General features: G+C 32.2%; 22 protein-coding genes. 8 read left to right on the forward strand and 14 right to left on the reverse strand.

Annotated features, from left to right (window positions below):
• Together DIU01_RS11445 and ytxJ are read left to right on the forward strand one after the other, a co-directional pair.
• On the forward strand, window positions 1–885 hold an 885-nt coding region (locus DIU01_RS11445; RefSeq protein ID WP_290834562.1), incomplete at its 5' end, for an archaemetzincin.
• Window position 886: 1 nt separating this feature from the next.
• Window positions 887–1,273 (forward strand): bacillithiol system redox-active protein YtxJ, encoded by a 387-nt coding sequence (gene ytxJ / locus DIU01_RS11450; RefSeq protein ID WP_290834564.1) that lies wholly within the window; start codon window positions 887–889, stop codon window positions 1,271–1,273.
• A 92-nt stretch (window positions 1,274–1,365) separates the two neighbouring features.
• Here ytxJ and DIU01_RS11455 read toward each other — a convergent pair whose 3' ends face one another.
• Entirely contained in the window at window positions 1,366–2,553 is a 1,188-nt protein-coding gene (locus DIU01_RS11455) for a hypothetical protein (protein ID WP_290834565.1), read from the reverse strand.
• Between the two features lie 139 nt (window positions 2,554–2,692).
• Entirely contained in the window at window positions 2,693–3,976 is a 1,284-nt protein-coding gene (fahA, locus tag DIU01_RS11460) for a fumarylacetoacetase (protein WP_290834567.1), read from the reverse strand.
• Window positions 3,977–4,089: 113 nt separating this feature from the next.
• Here fahA and glyA point away from each other — a divergent pair, with 113 nt between their 5' ends.
• A complete protein-coding gene (glyA, locus tag DIU01_RS11465) occupies window positions 4,090–5,364 on the forward strand; it encodes a serine hydroxymethyltransferase (protein WP_290834569.1) in 1,275 nt (424 codons plus the stop codon).
• Between the two features lie 75 nt (window positions 5,365–5,439).
• Here the strand turns inward: glyA and DIU01_RS11470 are convergent, their stop codons facing one another.
• Both DIU01_RS11470 and DIU01_RS11475 read right to left on the reverse strand, forming a co-directional pair.
• Entirely contained in the window at window positions 5,440–7,431 is a 1,992-nt protein-coding gene (locus DIU01_RS11470) for a T9SS type A sorting domain-containing protein (protein ID WP_290834571.1), read from the reverse strand.
• Window positions 7,432–7,570: 139 nt separating this feature from the next.
• Entirely contained in the window at window positions 7,571–8,047 is a 477-nt protein-coding gene (locus DIU01_RS11475; RefSeq protein WP_290834573.1) for a hypothetical protein, read from the reverse strand.
• Between the two features lie 145 nt (window positions 8,048–8,192).
• Between DIU01_RS11475 and yaaA the strand changes: the two genes are divergently transcribed.
• Window positions 8,193–8,954, forward strand: coding sequence for a peroxide stress protein YaaA (gene yaaA / locus DIU01_RS11480; RefSeq protein ID WP_290834575.1), 762 nt, complete (start codon window positions 8,193–8,195; stop codon window positions 8,952–8,954).
• Window position 8,955: 1 nt separating this feature from the next.
• Here yaaA and DIU01_RS11485 read toward each other — a convergent pair whose 3' ends face one another.
• The 9 genes from DIU01_RS11485 to DIU01_RS11525 all read right to left on the reverse strand — a co-directional run bounded on the left by DIU01_RS11485 (window position 8,956) and on the right by DIU01_RS11525 (window position 16,696).
• On the reverse strand, window positions 8,956–9,303 hold the full coding sequence (locus DIU01_RS11485) for a hypothetical protein (protein WP_290834577.1): 348 nt from the start codon (window positions 9,301–9,303) through the stop codon (window positions 8,956–8,958).
• A 166-nt stretch (window positions 9,304–9,469) separates the two neighbouring features.
• On the reverse strand, window positions 9,470–11,053 hold the full coding sequence (locus tag DIU01_RS11490) for an MDR family MFS transporter (RefSeq protein WP_290834579.1): 1,584 nt from the start codon (window positions 11,051–11,053) through the stop codon (window positions 9,470–9,472).
• A 46-nt stretch (window positions 11,054–11,099) separates the two neighbouring features.
• Entirely contained in the window at window positions 11,100–12,179 is a 1,080-nt protein-coding gene (locus tag DIU01_RS11495) for an HlyD family secretion protein (RefSeq protein WP_290834581.1), read from the reverse strand.
• 6 nt (window positions 12,180–12,185) lie between these two features.
• Complete coding sequence (locus DIU01_RS11500) at window positions 12,186–13,514, reverse strand: TolC family protein (protein ID WP_290834583.1); 1,329 nt, start codon at window positions 13,512–13,514, stop codon at window positions 12,186–12,188.
• Window positions 13,504–14,124, reverse strand: coding sequence for a TetR/AcrR family transcriptional regulator (locus tag DIU01_RS11505; protein ID WP_290834585.1), 621 nt, complete (start codon window positions 14,122–14,124; stop codon window positions 13,504–13,506). Before DIU01_RS11505 ends, DIU01_RS11500 begins: the two co-directional genes overlap by 11 nt.
• A 235-nt stretch (window positions 14,125–14,359) precedes the next feature.
• Window positions 14,360–14,929: an aminodeoxychorismate/anthranilate synthase component II gene (locus tag DIU01_RS11510; protein ID WP_290834603.1), complete on the reverse strand. Its 570-nt coding sequence runs from the start codon at window positions 14,927–14,929 to the stop codon at window positions 14,360–14,362.
• 72 nt (window positions 14,930–15,001) lie between these two features.
• On the reverse strand, window positions 15,002–15,571 hold the full coding sequence (locus tag DIU01_RS11515; RefSeq protein ID WP_290834587.1) for a YceI family protein: 570 nt from the start codon (window positions 15,569–15,571) through the stop codon (window positions 15,002–15,004).
• A 27-nt stretch (window positions 15,572–15,598) separates the two neighbouring features.
• The gene (locus DIU01_RS11520) at window positions 15,599–16,231 is read right to left on the reverse strand and encodes an NAD(P)H-dependent oxidoreductase (protein ID WP_290834589.1); all 633 of its coding nucleotides are present in this window, start codon (window positions 16,229–16,231) and stop codon (window positions 15,599–15,601) included.
• 6 nt (window positions 16,232–16,237) lie between these two features.
• A complete protein-coding gene (locus DIU01_RS11525; RefSeq protein ID WP_290834605.1) occupies window positions 16,238–16,696 on the reverse strand; it encodes a MarR family transcriptional regulator in 459 nt (152 codons plus the stop codon).
• Window positions 16,697–16,831: 135 nt separating this feature from the next.
• Between DIU01_RS11525 and DIU01_RS11530 the strand changes: the two genes are divergently transcribed.
• On the forward strand, window positions 16,832–17,143 hold the full coding sequence (locus tag DIU01_RS11530; RefSeq protein WP_290834591.1) for a rhodanese-like domain-containing protein: 312 nt from the start codon (window positions 16,832–16,834) through the stop codon (window positions 17,141–17,143).
• 4 nt (window positions 17,144–17,147) lie between these two features.
• Here the strand turns inward: DIU01_RS11530 and DIU01_RS11535 are convergent, their stop codons facing one another.
• Entirely contained in the window at window positions 17,148–17,573 is a 426-nt protein-coding gene (locus DIU01_RS11535) for a hypothetical protein (RefSeq protein WP_290834593.1), read from the reverse strand.
• 755 nt (window positions 17,574–18,328) lie between these two features.
• Here DIU01_RS11535 and DIU01_RS11540 point away from each other — a divergent pair.
• The 3 genes from DIU01_RS11540 to DIU01_RS11550 all read left to right on the forward strand — a co-directional run bounded on the left by DIU01_RS11540 (window position 18,329) and on the right by DIU01_RS11550 (window position 21,769).
• A complete protein-coding gene (locus DIU01_RS11540) occupies window positions 18,329–19,009 on the forward strand; it encodes a LytTR family DNA-binding domain-containing protein (RefSeq protein WP_290834595.1) in 681 nt (226 codons plus the stop codon).
• A 61-nt stretch (window positions 19,010–19,070) separates the two neighbouring features.
• Window positions 19,071–21,365, forward strand: a complete 2,295-nt coding sequence (locus tag DIU01_RS11545; protein WP_290834597.1) for a PAS domain S-box protein — start codon at window positions 19,071–19,073, stop codon at window positions 21,363–21,365.
• A complete protein-coding gene (locus DIU01_RS11550; protein ID WP_290834599.1) occupies window positions 21,362–21,769 on the forward strand; it encodes a response regulator in 408 nt (135 codons plus the stop codon). The genes DIU01_RS11545 and DIU01_RS11550 overlap by 4 nt, the downstream gene beginning before the upstream one ends.
• The last annotated feature ends 181 nt before the right edge of the window (window positions 21,770–21,950 follow it).

Raw genomic sequence — 21,950 nt, forward strand, 5'->3', positions numbered from 1 at the left:
CCAATTATTACATTACTGATTTTATTGATTTTTACATCTTGTAAAGAAGAAAAGTCCATTGAAAATGCTACAATTTCGATTCCAAATTATGAGGAATTGGGAGCATTAGATATAAAATTATCTAAACCAAAAACCGACGAGTGGCTTTATTCCCACAAGGAATTTGGTCAAACCTTTAAGCAATACATTAACAAGAAACCTATCCGTGCAACAGAAGATAAAAAGGTGATTTACATTCAGCCAATCGGAACGTTTACTGTTTGGCAAAAGAAAGTTATTGCTTATAATGTGGACTATATTAAATTATTTTTTGGATTGAAAACGAAAGTATTACCAACAATAAATGAAGAAACTATTCCATCTGATAAAAAAAGATTGGAATTTAACACAGAGCAATTACATGCTGGCTATATTATTAATACTATTTTGCCAGAGATTGTTCCTGATGACTCCATAGTAATTATGGCGTTAACTGCTAAAGATTTATATCCAGAACCTTCATGGAGTTATGTATTTGGGTTAGCTAGTTACACAAAACGAACTGGTGTTTCGTCGATTTATAGATTTTCTGAGGATACGCTTTCTGCATCTAATTATTCGCAGTGCTTAAATAGAATTATAAAAACTTCCACACATGAAATTACCCACATGTTATCGGTAAATCATTGTATTAATGCTGTTTGCTTGATGAATGGCGTAAATCATATTTATGAATCGGATGCCAAACCTAATGCATTATGTTCTGTTTGTTTGGCAAAATTATCATGGAATTTAAAATTTGACGATGCCAAAAGGTTAAAATTATTAATAGCCTTTCTAAAAAAGCATAAATTAGATTCAGATGCCGTAATTTTGCAAAATCAATTGAACGTAATTACTAAGTGATATGAGTTTGTTTAAAAATATATTTGGAAGTCAAGACGAAGAAAATAAAGCGTCTAAAGTAGATTGGAGAATGTTAACCAATGTTGATGATTTGAATCAAGTTGTAACTGAATCTGCTGGAAAACCTGTTTTGATTTTCAAGCACAGTACGCGTTGTAGTATCAGCAGAATGGCGTTGAAACAATTTGAAAAAGAATTTGATTTGCAAGATAAAGTCACACCGTACTTTTTAGATTTACTAAATCACCGTGATGTTTCCAATGAAATTGCTAGCAAATTTGACGTTTATCATCAATCGCCACAACTGATTGTGATTCAAGACGGAAAATCTATTTATGATGCTTCGCATGATAGTATTGATGCACAATCGTTACAGAAATTCGTATAATTTATTCCATAGAAACAAAAAAACAGGTTTGCTAACAAAAACTTCAATTGCAGTTTCAATCAACAAACCTGTTTATTTATTTAGTTTTTAAACTATATTTTTCTAAACTTATTTCTAGAAATAATAGTTTTCAATTTTCCTTTTAAGTCTTCACCAGTATCATAAACCATTTGTTCGTTACTTGGAAAAGGAACTGCACGTCTATCAAAATTAGGATAGTAATCTTGCTCACATGCACGTTTATCTCCTTTATATCTTGAATAAATATGGTTAAAAGTAAATTCACTCGCTAAAGGAAAAGTGTCAATCAACTGATTGCTTTTAAAGTCAATATAATCAACTTTCGCAGTAACTTGGCAGGCTTTAAACTGAGCAAATTCATAAATACTAATACTAACCGTTTTAAAATTATCTACTTTTATCGGATTTCCTAAACTGTCTTTTACTACATTTCCGTTGGCATCAATAAGGTTTTTTACACCATCTTTAATTTGTTTTTCTTTCTGAAATTCTTTCTCTTTTACCTGTTCTGGAGAGATATTTATTTGACGAAAGTTCACAATCATTCCGTAGTCATAATCAATTCCTTTCACTTTATTGCTGTGATAAACCGTCCATTTATCGTTCAATCCATAAGTACTAAAATCCAACAAATCGTCTTGTAAACGCACTGGAATTACCATATTGGTTTCATTCTTGGTATAAACATTTACAAAATCAGTACCTTTAAATTTTGCGGTTTCAATAAGTTGTGATACATCTTTAAAATTAGGACTCAACTGATTCAAATACACCAAATCATCATACGCACGACGAAAACTCATCTTATCTTTAGTTGCTAAAAGTGCTTTAGAATTATCGTATAAATATTTTGCCAACGCATTTTTACTACTCACAATTTGATCCGAATAATCACTAAACGGAAACTTTGCATCACGACCTTCTTTCAATAACTTCAACGGCAACAACGGACGAATCATTTCTTGACGCTTATTTAAATTGATGTAAGTATCATAAATTTGCTCCAAATTTCTTGGATTGGCATCTTTAAACCAAGTTGCAATATTTCTTAAATCGCGTTCACTTGCCTTCGCAAAAGCTTCCTCAAGCATGTACACATAATCTTGTTTTCCCTTAGCATTTTTGTTGCCTTGCAAGCCGTTTACCGCATTAATTATCGCGCCATCATAGTCGCCACTAGTCAGCATATTGCGCGTTTCACGTTTCGCACAACTAGAAAGTACAAGTAAAAAAGCCAATAATAAAGTAATTTTCTTCATAAAGTTTTCAGTTTTTTTAGAAGCTACTCCAGCTATTCGTTTCAAGTCCCGATGAAAAATCGGGAGCTATTCACTTCTATCTGTCCCGAAGCTTCGGGATTAACCCATCAGTAAAGATTAATTTTAAATTTAAACGAAATTATTTTCTAACAAACGTCGGTAATAACTTGCTGGAAACTTCACCAAAACCAATTCTCACCGAACTATTCTGGCAAAAGCCTTTCATCGTTACTGTATCATTATCGTTAATAAATTTACGTTCGCTTCCGTCATTCATTTTTATCGGATTTTTTCCACCCCAAGTCAATTCCAACATCGATCCAAAACTGTCTTTTGTTGGTCCAGATATAGTTCCAGAACCCATCATATCGCCAGAATTTACACGACATCCATTAGAAGTATGATGTGTCAATTGCTGACTCATAGACCAATACATATATTTAAAATTTGATTTAGATACCAAAGTCGCTTCAGCATTTTCTGGTTCGATATAAACCTCTAAATTAATATCATAAGCATGCTTTCCTTTTTGTTGCAAATAGGGAAGTGGCGTTGGCTCTTGTTTTGGTCCTTTAACTCTAAAAGGTTCAAGCGCATCCATGGTCACAATCCAAGGCGAAATAGACGATGCAAAATTCTTAGCCAAGAATGGTCCAAGTGGCACATATTCCCATTTTTGCATGTCACGCGCGCTCCAATCGTTCAATAAAACCATACCAAAAATATAATCTTCGGCTTCATTCACCGGAATATTTTCGCCCATAACGTTGGCATCTGTTGTGATAAAAGCAGTTTCCAATTCGAAATCTACCAATCTAGATGGTCCAAAAACTGGAGTTGTTTCGCCGTTTGGTAATGTTTGACCCATTGGTCTGTGAACCGGAATTCCAGATGGAACTATCGTAGAACTTCTTCCGTGATAACCTACAGGAATGTGAAGCCAGTTTGGCAACAATGCATTTTCTGGATCACGAAACATTTTCCCAACATTGGTTGCATGTTCTTTACTAGAATAAAAATCGGTGTAATCACCTATTTGAACAGGTAAGAGCATCTCAATATCGCTTATATTGAAGATTATCACATCGCGATGGCTTTTGTTATCTCTAAGTTTTGGATTGTTTTCGTCAAATAAGTCAGAAAGTCTATTTCTTACTAATCGCCATGTCTTCTTACCATCAGAAATAAAATCATTAAGAGTATCTTGCATAAACATATCGTCTGTTAGTTCGATACCTTCAAAGTAACCCAGCTGTTGCAAAGCTCCCATATCAATGGCGCTATCGCCAATTCGTGTTCCAATGGTGATCACGTCATCTTTGGTTATGAAAACCCCAAAAGGAATATTTTGAATTGGAAAATCAGAATCTTTAGAAACTTCTATCCATGATTTTTTAGCAGGATTATTAGCAAAATGCGGCATAGTATATTTGTTGATTTGTTGTTGAAAAATTTGTAATCAAATATATCATTTAAGATTTATTTGACAAACATATTTCGTAATTTTGAGGAGTTTTTAACAAAAATCCAAAAAAAATGCAACGCGACGAACAAATTTTTGACTTGATTCTTGACGAACAAGATAGACAAATACATGGAATAGAGCTAATTGCCTCTGAAAATTTTGTTAGCGACCAGGTAATGGAAGCAGCAGGATCATGTTTAACAAATAAATATGCCGAAGGTTATCCAGGTAAACGTTATTATGGCGGATGTGAAGTGGTAGATATTGTAGAACAAATTGCAATTGATAGAGCCAAACAATTATTTGGAGCTGAATATGTTAACGTGCAACCGCATTCGGGTTCACAAGCAAATACCGCAGTTTTTTCGGCAATTTTAAAACCTGGTGATAAAATTTTAGGTTTCGATTTATCTCATGGTGGACATTTAACGCACGGTTCTCCAGTAAATTTTTCTGGAAAATTATACTCTCCAAGTTTTTATGGTGTTGAACCAGAAACAGGTCAGTTTGATTACGATAAAATTCAAGCTATTGCTACCAAAGAACAACCAAAATTAATTATCGCCGGAGCTTCTGCTTACTGTCGTGATATGGATTTTGCTCGTTTTAGAGAAATTGCTGATTCTGTTGGAGCTTTACTTTTAGCCGATATTTCGCATCCAGCTGGATTAATTGCTAAAGGATTAATGAATGATCCAATGCCGCATTGTCATATTGTAACTACTACAACTCACAAAACATTACGCGGACCAAGAGGCGGAATGATTATGATGGGTAAAGATTTTGAAAATCCGTTTGGGTTAACTACTCCAAAAGGTGAAATCAGAATGATGTCTTCTTTATTAGATTTAGCAGTTTTCCCAGGAAATCAAGGCGGACCATTAATGCACATTATCGCTGCAAAAGCAGTGGCGTTTGGAGAATGTCTAACTGACGAATTCTTTAGATATGCAATGCAAGTACAAAAAAATGCAAAAGCAATGGCAGAAGCATTCAATAAAAGAGGTTACAATTTAATTTCTGGTGGAACAGACAATCACATGATGTTGATTGACTTGCGTAACAAAAATATTACTGGTAAAGAGGCAGAAAACGCCTTAGTTAAAGCCGAAATTACTGTAAACAAAAACATGGTTCCATTTGATGATAAATCACCTTTTGTAACTTCTGGAATTCGTGTTGGAACGCCAGCAATTACTACACGTGGATTGTTAGAAGAAGATATGGAAACGATTGTAGAATTCATCGACAGAGTTTTAATGAATCATACAGACGAATCGGTTATTGAGCAAGTTGCTGATGAAGTAAACGAAATGATGAGCGAAAGAGCAATGTTTGTTTTCTAGTTAGATACAAATTCATATAAAAAAACCTCCAAAATTTAATCGTTTTGGAGGTTTTTGTTTTATTATGAATACTTTTTACTCTTTCAAAAACTTGCTACTTAAAACGCCATTTTCAGTTGTCATTTTTAAAATGTAGCTTCCTGATTTTAAATTAGAAACATCAATAGCATTTGATGGATTTATAAAAGTTTGAACTAATTGACAAAGCATGTTGTAAACTGATATACTTTTTATCGCAACTTGTTGCTTAGTTGTAATATTTAAAAAGTCTTTCGCTGGAACTGGAGATAGTGTAAAATAATTACCAAAATCAAAATCAACATTATTTAAAGCTTGGTACGTTGATGTTGCAGTGTTTGTTGCAATTGGTGCGTTATAATCAAAATAAATGTTGGCATTATTTGTAATTTGGTTTCCAACTACTAAAGTGTTTTTCGACTTTATTTTGAAAACAATATAACCATCATTATTAGCGTCATTAAATGGAAGATTTATTCCTTCAAAAATAAATTCTACTTTATTGCCATTAGAAATTTTAGTGATGCATGAATGTGAACTATCAACAAATTGTAAAGTAGAAATCTCAAATTTTGTAGTATCAATTACATCTTTTACAACAACATTTTGTGCATTGGCAGTACCAGAGTTTTCAAAACGAATCCTGTAATGTACATAATCTCCAATCTTTGTTGGACTAATTGTAGTTCCTTCTAAACATGCTTTATCATTTGGATCGAATGAGTTTACAACAATTTGATTGACTTCAACACTATTGTCTGTTGGAGTTTCATCGGTTAGACCAACAATTGTAGAAGAAAAACTTAACACATCGCCGCTATTTACTGCTGGTGTTTCTACAGAAGAATTTACATTTAATAAAATGCTAATTTCTCTAGTTTCAAAAGGTAATAAATTAGTAAAACTCCATGATAGCGTATTTAAAACTGATGTTGTTGGTGATGGATTTGTAGCAACCACATCTTGAACTGCATCTTGCAAAGTAAAATTTACAGTACCTGATTGTGTTTGTGTACCTTTATTTTTATATTTTATTTTGTACAGAGAATCAAAACCTGGTCTTGCATTATTTAGTGGAATTAACTCAATTGATAAATCGTTGTGAACACCATTGGGACTGATACAAAAATTCTGAGTAAAAGGGCTTGCTGTGGTAGGAAAGGTTACATTTGTTGTACTTGGAGAAATTGTAAAATAGCTTGGGTTTTCTAAAACGGGATTCAAAGTATGTGTTCCTGCTGAAACAAGAAGTGTATAATTACCGCTACTATTTGCAATAACAGTTCCTGAGTTTGTTCCATCTGTTAAATTGATTTTTAAATTGGCATAATTAGTATCGCTTACATCACAGCCATTATTGGCTTGGTCGTATTTGGTATTACCTTGAATAGTGTAGTAAGTTCCTCCAGGTGCGAAAGAACAATAAGAGTTTACAACACAATTTGAGAGTGATGCAGCAGAGTTATAATCCTGAATGTAACCATACAAAGAAAATGGGTTTGAGATATCAACATAACTATTAATACAAATATATTCTAAATTTGGATTATAGCCATAGGATAATGCATTAAAAGCATAATTAAAAGTGCTTCCAATACCTTTCAAATTTAGTGATGTTAATAAATTATTTTCACAGTTTATACCAAATGCTAAATCGTTTATTGAAGATGTATCTATTGTGGTTAGAAAATTGTTTTTACAATTTATAAAAAGTAAATTAACATTTGATGAAACATCAAGAGTTGCTAATTGATTATTGTTACAATAAAGTTCAACTAGATTAGTAAAATAACTTAGTCCTTGCAAGGAGGAAATATTTGAATTACTCACATTTAATGAATAAACCAGTAAAGCTTCGCTTTGCTCTATTTCACCATTATTATTTATATCAATTTTAATGGAAGCAGCAAGATCATTTGACAAAGCTATAGTATTATTAATATCAGCTTGCAACAACTTGGCTTTAAAATTTGCGTTGGGAATAGGTATTATCTGTGCATTTATATTTCCCACTATGAAAAATATAAATATGGTTAGAATATTTTTCATCAGTTTAGTTGTTTGCCATAATAGTTTTATTTGTTGTTGTTTAAAATAAAGTTAAATAAAAAAATCTTACAAGATTCAAATTTAGGATTTTATTTACAAAAAAAAAACCTAACAAGTTCGTTACAACTTAGGTTTTAAATCACATCGGTTTTTTAGCCAATTCTTTCGTACTCATAGCCGCAACTTTTCCGTCTTTATTTATTTTGACATTTAGTTCGCGTTCAAAGTATTTTTTCTCGTATTGAATTTTGTATTTAAAAAGATAATCATCGGTTTCTACATCATGAATCACTTCGGATAATTGCAAGTCGATGAACTTTCCGTTTCTCATGATAATCTTCTGACAAGTTTTTGAGATTTTTTCTATAGTGGCGTTTTTAATGACACTTTCTGTTGCCTCATCTTTCGAGAATGATTTGAATTTGGAGGTGTTGCACGTTTCCAAAAGACGTTTTCCTAAATCGTAAGCTCTATTTTTCTTTGCCGAATTTACTTCTTTGAAATCCATTTTTACATAACGAGAATAGGCTTCTTTGGTCTCTGAACCAGAATTTGGGCTTTTGCTTTTGCACGATGCCATCACAATTAGTAGTAGGAGTAAAATGTATTTTTGCATATCAAAAACATTAAATTAATAAAATTAAAAATCACTATGTTACTATTCTATAATCAAGTAAATTTATTGCAAGATAGATTTTAAGATATAGTTTTTATTACATTATATAAAGTAATTTGTAAATTTGAACATTAAAATTATATAAATGAAAATTGTTATTTCTCCAGCCAAGTCACTAGATTTTGAAACTCAATTACCTGTAACTTCTTACACAGAATATGGTTTTCAAAAACAATCATTAGCTATTGATAAAGTTCTAAAAAAGAAAAAACCAAATGAGTTAATGGACTTAATGTCGATTTCAGATAAATTGGCCGATTTAAATTGGAACCGAAATCAAACGAGAAATGTATCCGAAATAACGGTTGAAAATGGTCGTCAAGCGATTTATGCTTTTAGTGGTGATGTCTATATTGGTTTGGATGCTTATTCATTGTCAGAAGAACAAATTGATAAACTTCAAGATAAACTCCGAATTCTATCGGGATTGTATGGTTTATTGAAACCACTTGATTTAATTCAGCCATATCGTTTAGAAATGGGAACCAAATTACCAATTGGAACAAACAAAAACTTGTATGAGTTTTGGAAACCCATTATTGTCAAAGAATTAAACTCAGAATTATCTAATGACGAATTGTTTGTGAATTTGGCTAGTAACGAATATTTTGATGCTGTTGATGTAAAGAAACTTAAAGTTCCAGTAATCACTCCAGAATTTAAAGATTACAAAGACGGAAAATTAAAGATAATTAGCTTTTTTGCCAAAAAGGCGAGAGGAATGATGGTACGCTACATTATCGACACCAATGCCGAAACTATTGATGATTTAAAAGGTTTTAACTACGAAGGATATGCCTTTGATAGCAATCTAAGTAACGGAAATAAATTGGTTTTCACCAGATAAACTACGCGTACAAATATTCTTGGTATTCTCTGATGGTTTCGCGAGTGGCTTTGCGTTGATCGCGTGCTAATTCGCGCATAGCTTCTACACCTTTCTTAGCACAACGTTTAACTTTAGTTAACCTATTCGAGAATTCTTGAAGTTTGGAAGCATCGTCTGGGCTTAATTTTAATTTTAACTCATCAACAAAATCAGTGAATTCGCTTACAACTTTGCGGTTTTCATCATATTCTGATGATAATTCGTCTAATAACTCATCAATTTCATTAGAAATGTCTTTTCCAATATCTTCACTTTTCTTACAAAGTTCTTGGATAATCTTCTTATCATTGTTGCCAAAAAGTCCCATGATATATTAATTTATGGTTAATAAACTATTAGTAATCAATCAAATATAATTATTATTTTTTATTATTTAACAAAGTTGTTAATAAGTTTTTGTTTTGGTTTAAAATAAAAAAAACTCCAATACATAGTATCAGAGTTTTTAAACTAAAATTTAAACCAATCAAAATTTAGTGCATGGCATCGGCAGGATTAATCTTGTTTTTGCCACGTTTTATTAAAAATATTATCGGAATACAGCACAAGAACATGATTCCTAAATACATAAAAATGTCCATATAAGATAAAACGGTACTTTGTTTCATGACCGAAAAATCAATTACTTGATGCGCTTTTTGTAGTGCTTCATTTGATGTAAATCCTTTAGACATAAATCCTTGTTGCAATTGTTGAATGCGCTGTTGCACTTCAAATCGACTTCCATCAAGATGTGAAACCAAATTGGCTCTGTGTTCTTGACTAAATCGGGTTATAAATGTGGTGATAATGGCAATTCCAAAAGAACCACCAAGTTGACGGAACATTCCTGTAAAAGCGGCACCTTCGCCAATTTCTCTTCCTTTTAAAGTTGATAATGAAAGTGTGGTTATTGGTACAAATAATAATCCCAAACCAATTCCTCTTAAGATTAACGGCCAATAGAAATGCTCTACTCCAGTATCTGGTGTCATTATGTTGTGCATCCAAAAAGTGAATAGGAAAAATACCAAAAATCCGGCACCAACCATATAGCCTTGCGGAATACCTTTTTGAATCATCTTACCCACAAAAGGCATCATAATTGCCGTTGTTATCGAACCCGGAATTAAAAGCAAACCTGCATCTGTAGCGGTCCAACCCAATACCGATTGTGTGTAAATTGGAATAACTAAAGTAGAGCCATACAACCCAAAACCAAGGATGAATCCCATCAAAATTCCAATTCGTAAATTCCCATCTTTCAAGACTGTAAGATTTACAATTGGATGTTTGTACGTTAGTTCGCGCCAGATGAATGCGAGTAATCCAAAAACAGAAACAATGCTTAAAGTAACAATTAAATTATTGTTGAACCAATCGTCTTGCTGACCATGTTCCAACACAAATTGTAACGAACCAATAAACGATGCCAAGAAAATAATTCCCAACCAATCGACTTGATTGGCTTTCAATTTTTCGCCGTATTTTGGACTTCTTACAAAAGCCAACGTTAAAAGTGTAGCAATAATTCCTAGCGGAATATTGATGTAAAAGATATAAGGCCAAGAAAAATGTTCTACTAAATAGCCACCCAATGGCGGACCAAGAGTAGGACCAACAATAACTCCCATTCCGTAAATTGCTTGTGCCATTCCGCGTTTTGCAACTGGATAACTTTCGGTAATTATAGTTTGAGCTGTAACCAAAAGTGCACCACCACCTAGACCTTGAACAAATCTAAAGGCTACCAATTCCCATATATTAGAAGCATTTCCGCAGAGAAATGATGCTGCTGTAAAAATAATAATCGATACGGCAAAGTAATTTCTACGACCAAATTGTTGTGATAACCAACTCGTCATCGGAATCACAATTACATTTGCAATGGCATAAGCGGTAATTACCCAAGCCACATCGGTTAATGTTGCGCCAAGACTTCCTCGCATATTGGTTAGAGCGACATTTACAATGGTTGTGTCTACAATTTCTAGCAAAGCACACATTACAGCAGTTATCGTAATAATAACTCTTCTGTAGCCGTATTCTACTAAATCGTCTGCTTGTGGTGTTGCCATTTTAATTTTAAATTTTTAATTTCAAATAATGATAGTACCTCAAATATTATTTGATATGTACATCAACATCTACATTCATTCCTGGACGTAATAGTTTTACTTTTTCTACATCATTAGTGGCATCCAAAGAAATCTTAACTGGCAAACGCTGAATGGTTTTTACAAAGTTACCTGTAGCATTATCTGGAGGCAAAATAGAAAATCTAGAACCTGTTGCAGGCGAAAAACTGGCTACAGTTCCGTTGAATTCTGTGTCTGGATAAGCATCCACTTTTACAGTTACTTTTTGTCCAACAACCATTTTGTTTAATTGAGTTTCTTTAAAATTGGCTACAACCCAAGCTTCGTTGTTGTTGATGATGTAAAATAACGATTGTCCTGGTTGCAAAAATTGTCCTGGTTGAATTGAAATTTTAGAAATCTGTCCGTCAATTGCAGCGGTAACCACAGTGTAGTTTAGATTTAGTTTTGCTGCGTCTAAAACCGCTTGAGCTCGTTTGATATTGGCTGAAGCAACATCGGCTTGCTTGCTAGAAACTGTAGTTCTTGAAGCAGCAACGGTTTTTTGAAAAGCAGTAGATTTTTGTTGTTCTTGAAGAATTTTCAATTGGCTTTGTGCTTCTAGTTTAGCAGCTTCGGCTTGTTCAAATTGTTGTTTGGTTATCGATTTATTTTTATACAAATTGCTGTAACGTTCAAAATCATTTGCAGCTCTATTTAATCTAATTTTAGCCGTTTCTATACTTCCAAGTGATGATTGTTCGTTGGCATTCGATACCGAAACATTGGCTTGTGAAGTTCCAATATCGGCTTTAGAAACTTCAAAACTTCCTTGAGCGGCAATTAAAGCGGCTTCGGCTTCTTGTACTTTTATAGCATAATCGCTGTTGTCAATGGTAAATAGAGTATCGCCTTTTTTTACAAAATCGTTGTCTTTTACATAGACTTTGTTTACATACCCAGCAACTCTTGGAATTATCGGATTCATATTTTTCTCAATCTGTGCGTCATCAGTAGCTTCATGAGCTAAGGAATGCATGTATTTATACGTTCCATAAATTCCTCCAATTACTATAAAGGCAGCAAAAATTAGAATGAATTTCTTATTGGTTTGTTTCTTTTCCATGAGATTTTATTTTGTAGATAAGTTGAATGAGTTGATTAATTTTCCTGAAGCAAATTGCAATTGATAGTATTTCAAGGCAATGTCTGCTTGAGAAAGCGCTAGGTTTATTTTACTTTGTAATTGAAGCACATCAGCTTCCAATAAATCGTTTGTAGTTGACAAACTGTTATCGTATTTGTCTTTCACAATTCTGTAATTTTCTTCAGATTGTTCTACGGCCAAACTATAAACCTTGTTTTGTTTTAAAGATAAATTGTAGTTTTCTTGAGCTTCATGAGTTTCTTCTTTAATTTTATTCGATAAAATAGCAATGGCATGTTTCGATTGTTCTGTTTTGCTTTGTGCTAATTTTACGTTTTTACCGTTTTTGAAAATCGAAGCTAAGTCGTAGCTCAATCCAACTCCAAAATTCATGGCATTGTTTACAGAAAGTACGTCTTTTAAATCGAATGCAATGTAACCACCAACTAGTGCAATTGATGGATAATAACCACTTTTTGCAATTTTAATATTCGATTCGGATGCTTTTTCTAGAAAATTAAGCGCTTCCAAATCGTTTCTTTGAGCGTTAAGTGTCAGCAATTGCGTTTGTGCCATATCATTTTTTACCGCTTCAATATCGATATCAATGCTAGTATTTTCGGGTAATTTTAAAAGTGTAACCAATTGATAGTTGATGATAGTTACATTTTTCAACGCATTATCAAGCGAAAGCTGAATGTTAGATTCTTGCAATTGCGATTTCAATAAGTCGTTTCTTGCAAGCAATCCGTTGTCGACCATAGCAGAAAAATCGGTGGCGCGTTGGTGTGCGCTTTTTAAATTTTCTTCAAATAATTTTACGGTTTCTTGCGCTTGATACAATCCGGCAAACAATTCAACAACTTCTAATGCTAGTTGTTCTTTAGTATGTGATGCTTTAAAAGTTTCTGATTTGAACAAATTCTCTGAAGCTTGAATGCTGTTTTTGATTTTAAATCCACTAAAAATAGGCATCGAAACATTGGCTTGACCAAGAATCAGCTGACTCACTTCAGGAGAAGTTGATGGTGCTGCATTAGGATCTGAATTTCCCGAACCAAGATTGGATTTTACATTAGCACTGGTTAAGCGAAGGTATTGCCCAGAAATTGTTGCGCTAGGATATTTATTGTTCTTCACAGTTTCCATTTCGAGTTGTGATGTTTTTACTCTAGTATTTGCCAATGCAACCTCGTTACTGTTTGTAATAACCAATGAAATAGCTTCTTTCAAAGACATTTTTCTTTTCTCTTGGGCATCAATTTTTGAAACCGTGAGAAAAAGTAGACTTAGTAGTAAATACTTAATTTTCATATAGTAGGAGTGCTTTTATTGTTTTTTGAATGTGTTGCGTTAACGTGGTTTCAATGTAGTTTTCGTATGCTTCATCGGTTTTTAAATCGAATAAATCTACATACAAAGGTTTGTTCATGTGGAAATAGATAAGCGAACCAATGATAGTTGGCGAAAGCAATGCAATGTTTATATTAGGTTGAAATATGCCTTGAAGTTGTCCTTCTTTAACGATGCTCTCCATTACCTTGAGATTGTTTTTCTTAACTTCGGTAAAAGCATCAGTATTGATTTCGCGTTTCTTGGTCGACAATTCAAAATGTAGTATTTGATAAATACTTCTGTTGGCATTAATTTGATTAATATAATACACAACCAGTTTTTCAATTTTTTCAATAGGAGTGGAGTCTTCTTGTAAAAGGTTTTCCAATCGCAGTTTCATAGTCCCAATTCTATGAATAACTACAGCTTCCAAAAGTTTTTCTTTCGAACCAAAATAATAGGATATCATTGCAACATTAATGTTGGCTTTTTTTGCGATGTCTCTTACTGAAGTTCCGTCAAATCCTTCCTCTGCAAACAGCCGTTCGGCAACATTAAGAATTTCTATTTGTTTATCGTTAAATTCCATTTCATTCTATGATTTTAAAACAAGAACAAAATTAAACAATTGTTTAAGTTAAACAGTTGTTTAGTTTTTTATTAACGTAATTTTAACATTAAAAACGCAATAGTATTTATCTATAGTGAATATTTAAAAAATTAATATTCAAGATATTGAGTGTATTTATATAAAGTATTAGTTTTTGAATGTAAATCAAGCAGTACAATCTATTTGGCACGTGAGAACTATAGAATTTAGGAATTTATTCGTTCACCCAATTGGATAAAATGGTTTTTCCAGCTGGCGTCAAAATGCTTTCTGGATGAAATTGAACGCCTTTTACATTGTAGATTTTGTGTCTTATAGACATGATTTCGCCGTTTTCAGACAAGGATGTAATTTCTAGGCAATCGGGAAAATCAGTTGGATTTATTGCCCAAGAATGGTAACGTCCAACTTCAAGTTGTTGTGGTAGATTTTTAAAAAGAAGTTCGTCTTGAACGGTGATAGTAATTTTGGATGAAACGCCATGATACACCTTTTCTAAATTGATAAGTGATCCACCAAATACTTCGCCAATAGCTTGCTGACCAAGACAGATTCCGAGTATTTTTTTAGTTGAAGCATAGCTTTGTATTACTTCATTTAATAAGCCTGCTTCTGAGGGAATTCCGGGTCCAGGAGAAAGAACAATCGCGTCGTATTTTTCTAGCTCTTTAAGTTCAAATTCATCGTTTCGCAATACAGTAACATTGCAATTTAAATCTTCAAAATAATGAACTAAATTAAAGGTAAAGCTGTCGTAATTATCAATGAGAACCAAGTTTTTCATAAGGCAAAATAACAAAAAAAACCTTAAAGATTTCTCTAAGGTTTCTTTGTTCATAGCAATTTTATTTTTTTATTAGAACACTAAGTTCACAGATAATTCAAATTCGTCTGAAATTACGTTATCTCCTAAGTTTTCGAAGAAGTTTTTAGACTTGTATTTGATGTCATATTTAGTTCTGTCTACATTGAAAGCTGCAGTTGCTGCGTTACCTTTTATAGTTAAGTCAAATGTTACTGGAGCAGTTACTTCTTTAATTGTTAAGTCGGCAGTTACTTTGTATAAACCGTTTCCTTTTCCAGATAAATTAGTGATTTTTAATTTAGCAGTTGGGTATTTTTCAACACCAAAAAAATCATCAGCTTTTAAGTGACCATCCAATTTTTCTTTTCCTTTACCAGCTTGTAAGTCAGTAGTGTTAATTGAGTTCATATCAACTACAAATTCACCACCTTTTAATGCTTTACCTTTGAATACTAAAGTACCGCTAGAGAAGTTAATTGTACCATTGTGTTGTCCTGTAACTTTTTTTCCAACCCATGCAATGCTACTTTTTTTCAGATCGATTTTTTTGTTTTGAGCTGTAGTTAAGGTAGTGCTTAAAACTACTAATGCTGCGATTGCAATTGTCTTTAAATTTTTCATTGTTTTAATTTTAATTTAGTTTATTGATTATAAATTTAGAAATAATTCTTCGTTTGATTTACGTACTTTAACATAGTGTTGGGTTGCATCTTCTTCATGACGGTAACCAATTGGCGCTACTAAAGACGCGTTTAATCCTAGCTTTTTCAATCCTAGTATTTCGTTGTATTGTTCTGGTTCGAAACCTTCCATTGGTGTAACATCAATTTTTAATTCTGCTGCAGCATTTAAAAGATTTCCAAGTGCCAAATACGTTTGTTTTGAAGTCCAGATGTTTCTAGCTTCTTCTGATAATGATGTGATTTTTGATTTCATAAAATCGGCATAACCTTGAAGCGCTTCCATTGGAATGTTTCTTGTTTCTGTTAGATTTTTGAAATAAGCATCAATTTCAGTTTCGCCAATATTAGTAACATTAGCAAAAACAATTAAGTGCGAAGCATCAACTATTTGAGTTTGTCCCCATGAAACTGGTTGTAATTGCGCTCTTAATGCTGGATTTTCAACAAAAATTACTTTATAAGGTTGTAATCCGTAAGAAGACGATGATAATCGTATTGCTTCTTTTAGTGTATCTAAATCTTCGTTTGATACTTTCTTAGTGGCATCAAATTTCTTGGTTGCATAACGCCAGTTGGCATCTTGTATAAAATTACTCATAGTTATTTATTTTAATTGTCTATATTTTTCTAATAAATTGTTTAATTGTACTACTTCTTCTGGATCTAAATTGGAAGAAAAATAATTCTCATGTTCAACTACCATCGGATCTAGATAGTTTAGTAAGTCTAGTCCTTTTTGAGTGATTTGAACTTCAATTTTTCTGCGATTGTCAGGGCAAACTTCTCTAGTAACTAAATCTTTCAGAAGTAATTTGTCAATCAATCGGGTAGTGTTGCTGTTTTTGGCAATCATTCGTTCTTGAATGACGCACATATTGGCTGGCAAACCTTTTTGACCGCGTAAAATTCGCAATACGTTATATTGTTCTGATGATAAATCATGTGGTTTTAAAATCTCACTAAATTTATCTCCAATAACGTTGTGAGTATACATAACATTAAGGATGATTTTTTTAGAATCACTCAATGTAACGTTAGATTTTATTATCTCCTCAATTCTCATATTCGTAGTTGTCATATTTGTAGGTACAAATGTAAATACTTTTTTATTTGTATATACAACTGTACTGTTATTTTTTTGTTAATTTATCTTAACGAGTTTCAAAGGAATTGCTATTTTTGATAAAAATTTAAAACAATGAATCTATCACAACAAGAGTGGGCTTCGCAATTAGAAGCCGATACAAATGCAGTAATTCTAGATGTAAGAACTGATGATGAATGGAATGAAGGAATTATCCCTGGAGCCATTTTAAACGATATTTATAAAGGACAAGGGTTTATTTATAAGTTAGAAGAATTAGACAAATCTAAAAACTACTATGTTTACTGTAAAGCTGGCGGAAGAAGTGCTCAAGCTTGCAGCATTATGAAGCAAATGGGTTTTGAAAACGCCTACAATCTTGAAGGTGGTTTCATGAATTGGGAAGGCGAAGTAGCGCAACCCTAAAACATTATGTTTTAGGGATTTTCTTTAAAATAGTTTTATAAAAATCTTTTATTTGATCTCTATTAATTTGCGTTGTTTTTATTTCAACAACTGCATCGTTATTTTCTTTAATCACTAATCTGTAAATATAGAATTTGTGAATAAAGGAATACACCAGCAATAACAATCCAATTGCAATTAGACCGTAGAAAAATATATTTTTATTAGATTTCAAATAGAAGTAAACATACAATAGGAGTGACGAACTAGCCAAAAAACAAACTAAGTTACTCAAGAATACTCTACTTTTAAAAAGGTTTACTCTTTTAATAGAGTCGATGTAAACCTTATTTTTGGAAGCGCCTTTTGTGATAATTAATTGATTATCTGTTATGTAGCCAAATTTTTTGTCAAAATAAATAATGTCGTTTTTTGTTTCTAATGCGGTCATTTTGTATCGTTTTAATAATATACGAAGATTATACTATTTTTGGTTTTAGCGTGTAGAATGTTTTCTGCAAAAAATGAGAACGAGTACTACAAATCAGATGTTCTTTTTACCTTTCAAATTGACTTTAAAATTTAACTTCAAAAATTCATTATTCATAAAAAGAAGTAGGAATTTTACGTTGTGTTTATTGAATTCTCAGTAAAAAGCACCTAAACCTATCTATTTTCACTTTTTTCATGACATTTTTTTATTGTCATGACGTTTTGTATTACTGAATGTAGTATTAAAGCTATTAAAAGCTATTTTATTTTGCCAATTAGCGTTAAAATGTGCTTTTAGTCGATACATGGCACAGTACTTGGTTAGAGTGGTTGAGTCCAAATTTGATATTTAATAGTCATTTTTTTTAGATTATTACCAATCTTTTTCTTTCTGTTTTTTTTTGAGAATCGTGCTTGCAATTAAATTTTACTCGCAAATTTTATTTCTTTAATATTTAGTTAGAATGTTATTTTTTCAGTTATGTCAAGTTACGACACACTTATTAATTTCATTTATTAAAAACCAATTCCTTTAGCTCTTAATTATAACTATAGTTTTAGTTTTGTTAAAGTTGGTTTTTTACTAAAAAAAAATACAATCCTATTATACATTTAAATAATTACATACCGGCCACAGTTACTATCAATGCGATTGTTATTTCAACCGAAGCTGATTCTATTCAAATCCTGAAAAAATTTGAAGAAGAAAATACGATGATAATTGCATTATTGGGATGTTCTTCAACTATTGAAAGTGGAGTGGAGCAGATTAAAAGTTTAAGACCAAATGTTGTTTTTTTAGACATTTCTTTTGAGGATCATTACTTTTTTGAATTGCTGAGTACTTTAGAATTCAATCTCCCAAAATTAATTTTTATTTCATCGGATGTAACCAATGCCTTAGTAGCATTTAAATATAATGCGGTGGATTTTATAATCAAGCCAATAACTTTTAATAGCATTATTAAAAGTATTTACAAGTCGATTAAACTACTTGAGATGGAGCGAATTTATCAAGAACAAAAAATTAAGGTTATCAATTCTATTAACTCTAGTGCACCAAATGTTGATTATGTTGCCATTTCTTCAGTAGATAAAATTGAGTTGATTCAGATGAAAGATATTATTTTTTGTCAAGCCGATGGTAAATACACCAATTTTCATCTTACTGATGGCAGAAAGCTAATGTCCTGTAGAAACCTTGGCGAATACAATACCATTTTAGATTCTAATTATTTTTTTAGAATTCATCATTCTTACATAATCAATTTACGACACATCGCTAAAATATCTAAGAAAGACGGTTATTTCTGCGAGCTTTCAAACAGAGTGACATTACCAATTGCAAAACGACGACAAGACGATTTCAATAAATTTATAAAATTAAAAGAATAACTTATTTTTTAATAATTAGTAATTTAAAAGCACTAGAATCAATAAAAAAGGAGACCATAAAATGATCAAAAGTAATGACACTATAGAGCAGTTAAGTTATTCTAACGAGATGGAATTGTATAATTTTTCTGCTTTAGATGCACTAAATGCTAACATTGCTGTTATAAATAGTGATGGTCTTATCATTAAAGTCAATACAGCTTGGAAGAATTTTGGTAGAAATAATGGAGCCAATATTTTTGCTACAGAAGAAGGCGCGAATTATTTTGACGTTTGCAAAATTTCAGCATGTAGTACTAATGATTTAGCAATACAAGCATTTAATGGAATAAAAGAGGTTATTGATAGAGAAGCAGAAGAGTTTTATTTAGAATATCCATGCAATTCGCCCACCAAAAAAAGATGTTTTTACATGCGCGCAAAGCGAATAGAAACCCATCTTGATTTGATATTAATTGAACACAACGATATTACGCATTTTAAAGAAGCCGAGAAAAAATTAAATAAAACTGAAAATGCTTTAGTAAAAACAGTGTCTAGTCATAACAAAACGCTCGATTCTTCGGTAGATGTTATCTGTTCTACAAATGAAAAAGGAGATTTTGTGCACATCAATGCTTCTTCATTTAAAACTTTAGGTTATTATCCGAAAGAGCTTATTGGTAAAAACTTTCTAGACTTTATAGTAGCTGAGGACAGAGAGAAAACGCTAGCTTCTTTTTTAGGAATTAAAAATGGTGTTTCTGTCACTTTATTCGAAAATCGATTTCATCATAAAAATGGTTCGGTTGTTCATGTCTTTTGGTCGGCCAAATGGGATAAAAAGAATAAAACAGTCTATTGTATTGGGAGGGATGAAACGCTTAAAAAGAATTTACAAAAAGCGGTTCTTGTTGAACGACAACGTTTCATGGATTTGTATGAGCAATCGCCATCCTGCATGGGAATTTTAAAAGGACCAAATCATGTATATGAAGTAGCCAATCCGCTTTATTTAAAACTTATTGGGAAAACCAACGTTATTGGGAAATCGGTTAAAGAGGTTTTGCCCGAGCTAGAATCGCAAGGTATTTTTCAATTTCTAGACGACGTTTACAATACTGGAGTTACCTTTTCGGCCAACGAAATGCTGATTAAATTTGACCACAATGGCGACGGAAACTTGGTAGAGACGTATCTAAATTTTATTTATCAAGCGCACCGCGATAGTGCTGGTGAAATTGACGGAATATTGTTTTTTGGAAATGATGTAACCGAGCAAGTTTTGACAAGAAAGCAAATAGAAAAAAGCGAAAAAAAATACCGTCAAATAGTAGAAACAGCACAAGAGGGCATTTGGATGATTGATGACGACAATAAAACGACATTTGTCAATTCTAAAATGGCCGAAATATTAGGATATACTACTCAAGAAATGATTGGTAAAGACATCTTTTTCTTTATGAGTGATAAAGTCAAAGTGAAAGCAGTCGAATTCATGAAGATTCAAAAAGAGAAGTATTTTAATCATTTTATTTTCAAATTTATTTCTAAATCGGGTAGTGTAGTATGGACGACCATATCCGCCAATCCGCTATACAATGAAGATAATAAATACATCGGCGCTATGGCAATGGTTATGGACATCACCGAACGAAAAAGAAACGAAGAGCAATTAGAAATACAAAATGCCGAATTAATAAAAGCCCATCTAGAACTCGATCGTTTTGTATATAGCGTTTCACACGATTTGCGTTCGCCACTTACATCAGTTCTCGGATTAATTTCATTCATAGAAGAAGAAACCAAAGAGCAAGATACTCGCGAGCACGCTCAAATGATTAGAAACAGCGTTAACAGACTGGATGAATTCATCAAAAACATTTTGAGCTATTCTAGAAACAACCGTGTTAATCTAAACATCGAACCAATTGCTATTGACGAAACCATTTTATCCATAGTCAATGGTCTAAAAAACAGTCAACAAGCTAAAGAAATCGATTTTGTTTTCGAATTTTCCGAAGCACAACCATTTTTCTCTGATCAACTTAGGCTGAATACTATTTTAGAGAATTTAATTTCTAACGCAATTAAGCACCATAAGAAAGAAGAAGTTTATCGATTTATAAAAATTAACACCTTTTTTAAAGACGAGAAGTTGCACATTACCATAGAAGACAATGGCGTTGGTATTGATGAAGAATACCACAATAAGATTTTTGATATGTTTTACCGTGTATCAAGTGATACCGATGGAACAGGAATAGGATTGTATATTGTAAAAGACTCTATTAAAAACATACAAGGTTCCATTGAACTTCAATCCCAAAAAGGAGTAGGTACTATTTTTACCATAATTATTAAAAATTTAAAATGATGATTGAGCCAACCATTACCAAGTTTGAGAATGTAATGATCATTGATGACAATGTTATCGATTTATACATTGCTTCACGAATGATTACAAAAAATAATTTTGGAAATAATGTCATAGCCTATACCAAGGCGCAAGAAGCTCTTGATTATTTACAAGATAATCAAAACAATGAACTGGCTTTACCTCAAATTATCTTTGTAGACATTTACATGCCCATTATGTCGGGTTTCGATTTTTTAAAATTCTATAATGAACTTCCAGAGAAGCTCAAAAACTATTGTCATGTATATGTACTTTCCTCAACAATTGATGATTATGATATTATTCGTGCCAGTACCGACGTCAACATTATATCATTCCAAGTAAAACCAATAACTAAAGATTTTTTGGATAAAATAAATTAATACTAATTCCATTCATTTTTTTATGAATTGTTTAATTTTCTTGTTATCTAAAATTTTATTTTATGTCTATTAAATCACTTGTTCTATTTTGAAACCACTTATTACTTTGGGATTTGTCACCCAACAAAAAAAGGAGATATTTGTTCTATAATAATCAGGATTTATAATTTGTTTCATAAAA

It is taken from the genome of Flavobacterium sp., assembly GCF_003525665.1.
Classification (GTDB): domain Bacteria; phylum Bacteroidota; class Bacteroidia; order Flavobacteriales; family Flavobacteriaceae; genus Flavobacterium.

Coding starts and splice junctions, on each gene's coding strand:
- ytxJ (WP_290834564.1), top strand. CDS start 887: ATGAGTTTGTTTAAAAATATATTTGGAAGTCAAGACGAAGAAAATAAA.
- DIU01_RS11455 (WP_290834565.1), bottom strand. CDS start 2,553: ATGAAGAAAATTACTTTATTATTGGCTTTTTTACTTGTACTTTCTAGT.
- fahA (WP_290834567.1), bottom strand. CDS start 3,976: ATGCCGCATTTTGCTAATAATCCTGCTAAAAAATCATGGATAGAAGTT.
- glyA (WP_290834569.1), top strand. CDS start 4,090: ATGCAACGCGACGAACAAATTTTTGACTTGATTCTTGACGAACAAGAT.
- DIU01_RS11470 (WP_290834571.1), bottom strand. CDS start 7,431: ATGAAAAATATTCTAACCATATTTATATTTTTCATAGTGGGAAATATA.
- DIU01_RS11475 (WP_290834573.1), bottom strand. CDS start 8,047: ATGCAAAAATACATTTTACTCCTACTACTAATTGTGATGGCATCGTGC.
- yaaA (WP_290834575.1), top strand. CDS start 8,193: ATGAAAATTGTTATTTCTCCAGCCAAGTCACTAGATTTTGAAACTCAA.
- DIU01_RS11485 (WP_290834577.1), bottom strand. CDS start 9,303: ATGGGACTTTTTGGCAACAATGATAAGAAGATTATCCAAGAACTTTGT.
- DIU01_RS11490 (WP_290834579.1), bottom strand. CDS start 11,053: ATGGCAACACCACAAGCAGACGATTTAGTAGAATACGGCTACAGAAGA.
- DIU01_RS11495 (WP_290834581.1), bottom strand. CDS start 12,179: ATGGAAAAGAAACAAACCAATAAGAAATTCATTCTAATTTTTGCTGCC.
- DIU01_RS11500 (WP_290834583.1), bottom strand. CDS start 13,514: ATGAAAATTAAGTATTTACTACTAAGTCTACTTTTTCTCACGGTTTCA.
- DIU01_RS11505 (WP_290834585.1), bottom strand. CDS start 14,124: ATGGAATTTAACGATAAACAAATAGAAATTCTTAATGTTGCCGAACGG.
- DIU01_RS11510 (WP_290834603.1), bottom strand. CDS start 14,929: ATGAAAAACTTGGTTCTCATTGATAATTACGACAGCTTTACCTTTAAT.
- DIU01_RS11515 (WP_290834587.1), bottom strand. CDS start 15,571: ATGAAAAATTTAAAGACAATTGCAATCGCAGCATTAGTAGTTTTAAGC.
- DIU01_RS11520 (WP_290834589.1), bottom strand. CDS start 16,231: ATGAGTAATTTTATACAAGATGCCAACTGGCGTTATGCAACCAAGAAA.
- DIU01_RS11525 (WP_290834605.1), bottom strand. CDS start 16,696: ATGAGAATTGAGGAGATAATAAAATCTAACGTTACATTGAGTGATTCT.
- DIU01_RS11530 (WP_290834591.1), top strand. CDS start 16,832: ATGAATCTATCACAACAAGAGTGGGCTTCGCAATTAGAAGCCGATACA.
- DIU01_RS11535 (WP_290834593.1), bottom strand. CDS start 17,573: ATGACCGCATTAGAAACAAAAAACGACATTATTTATTTTGACAAAAAA.
- DIU01_RS11540 (WP_290834595.1), top strand. CDS start 18,329: ATGATAATTGCATTATTGGGATGTTCTTCAACTATTGAAAGTGGAGTG.
- DIU01_RS11545 (WP_290834597.1), top strand. CDS start 19,071: ATGATCAAAAGTAATGACACTATAGAGCAGTTAAGTTATTCTAACGAG.
- DIU01_RS11550 (WP_290834599.1), top strand. CDS start 21,362: ATGATGATTGAGCCAACCATTACCAAGTTTGAGAATGTAATGATCATT.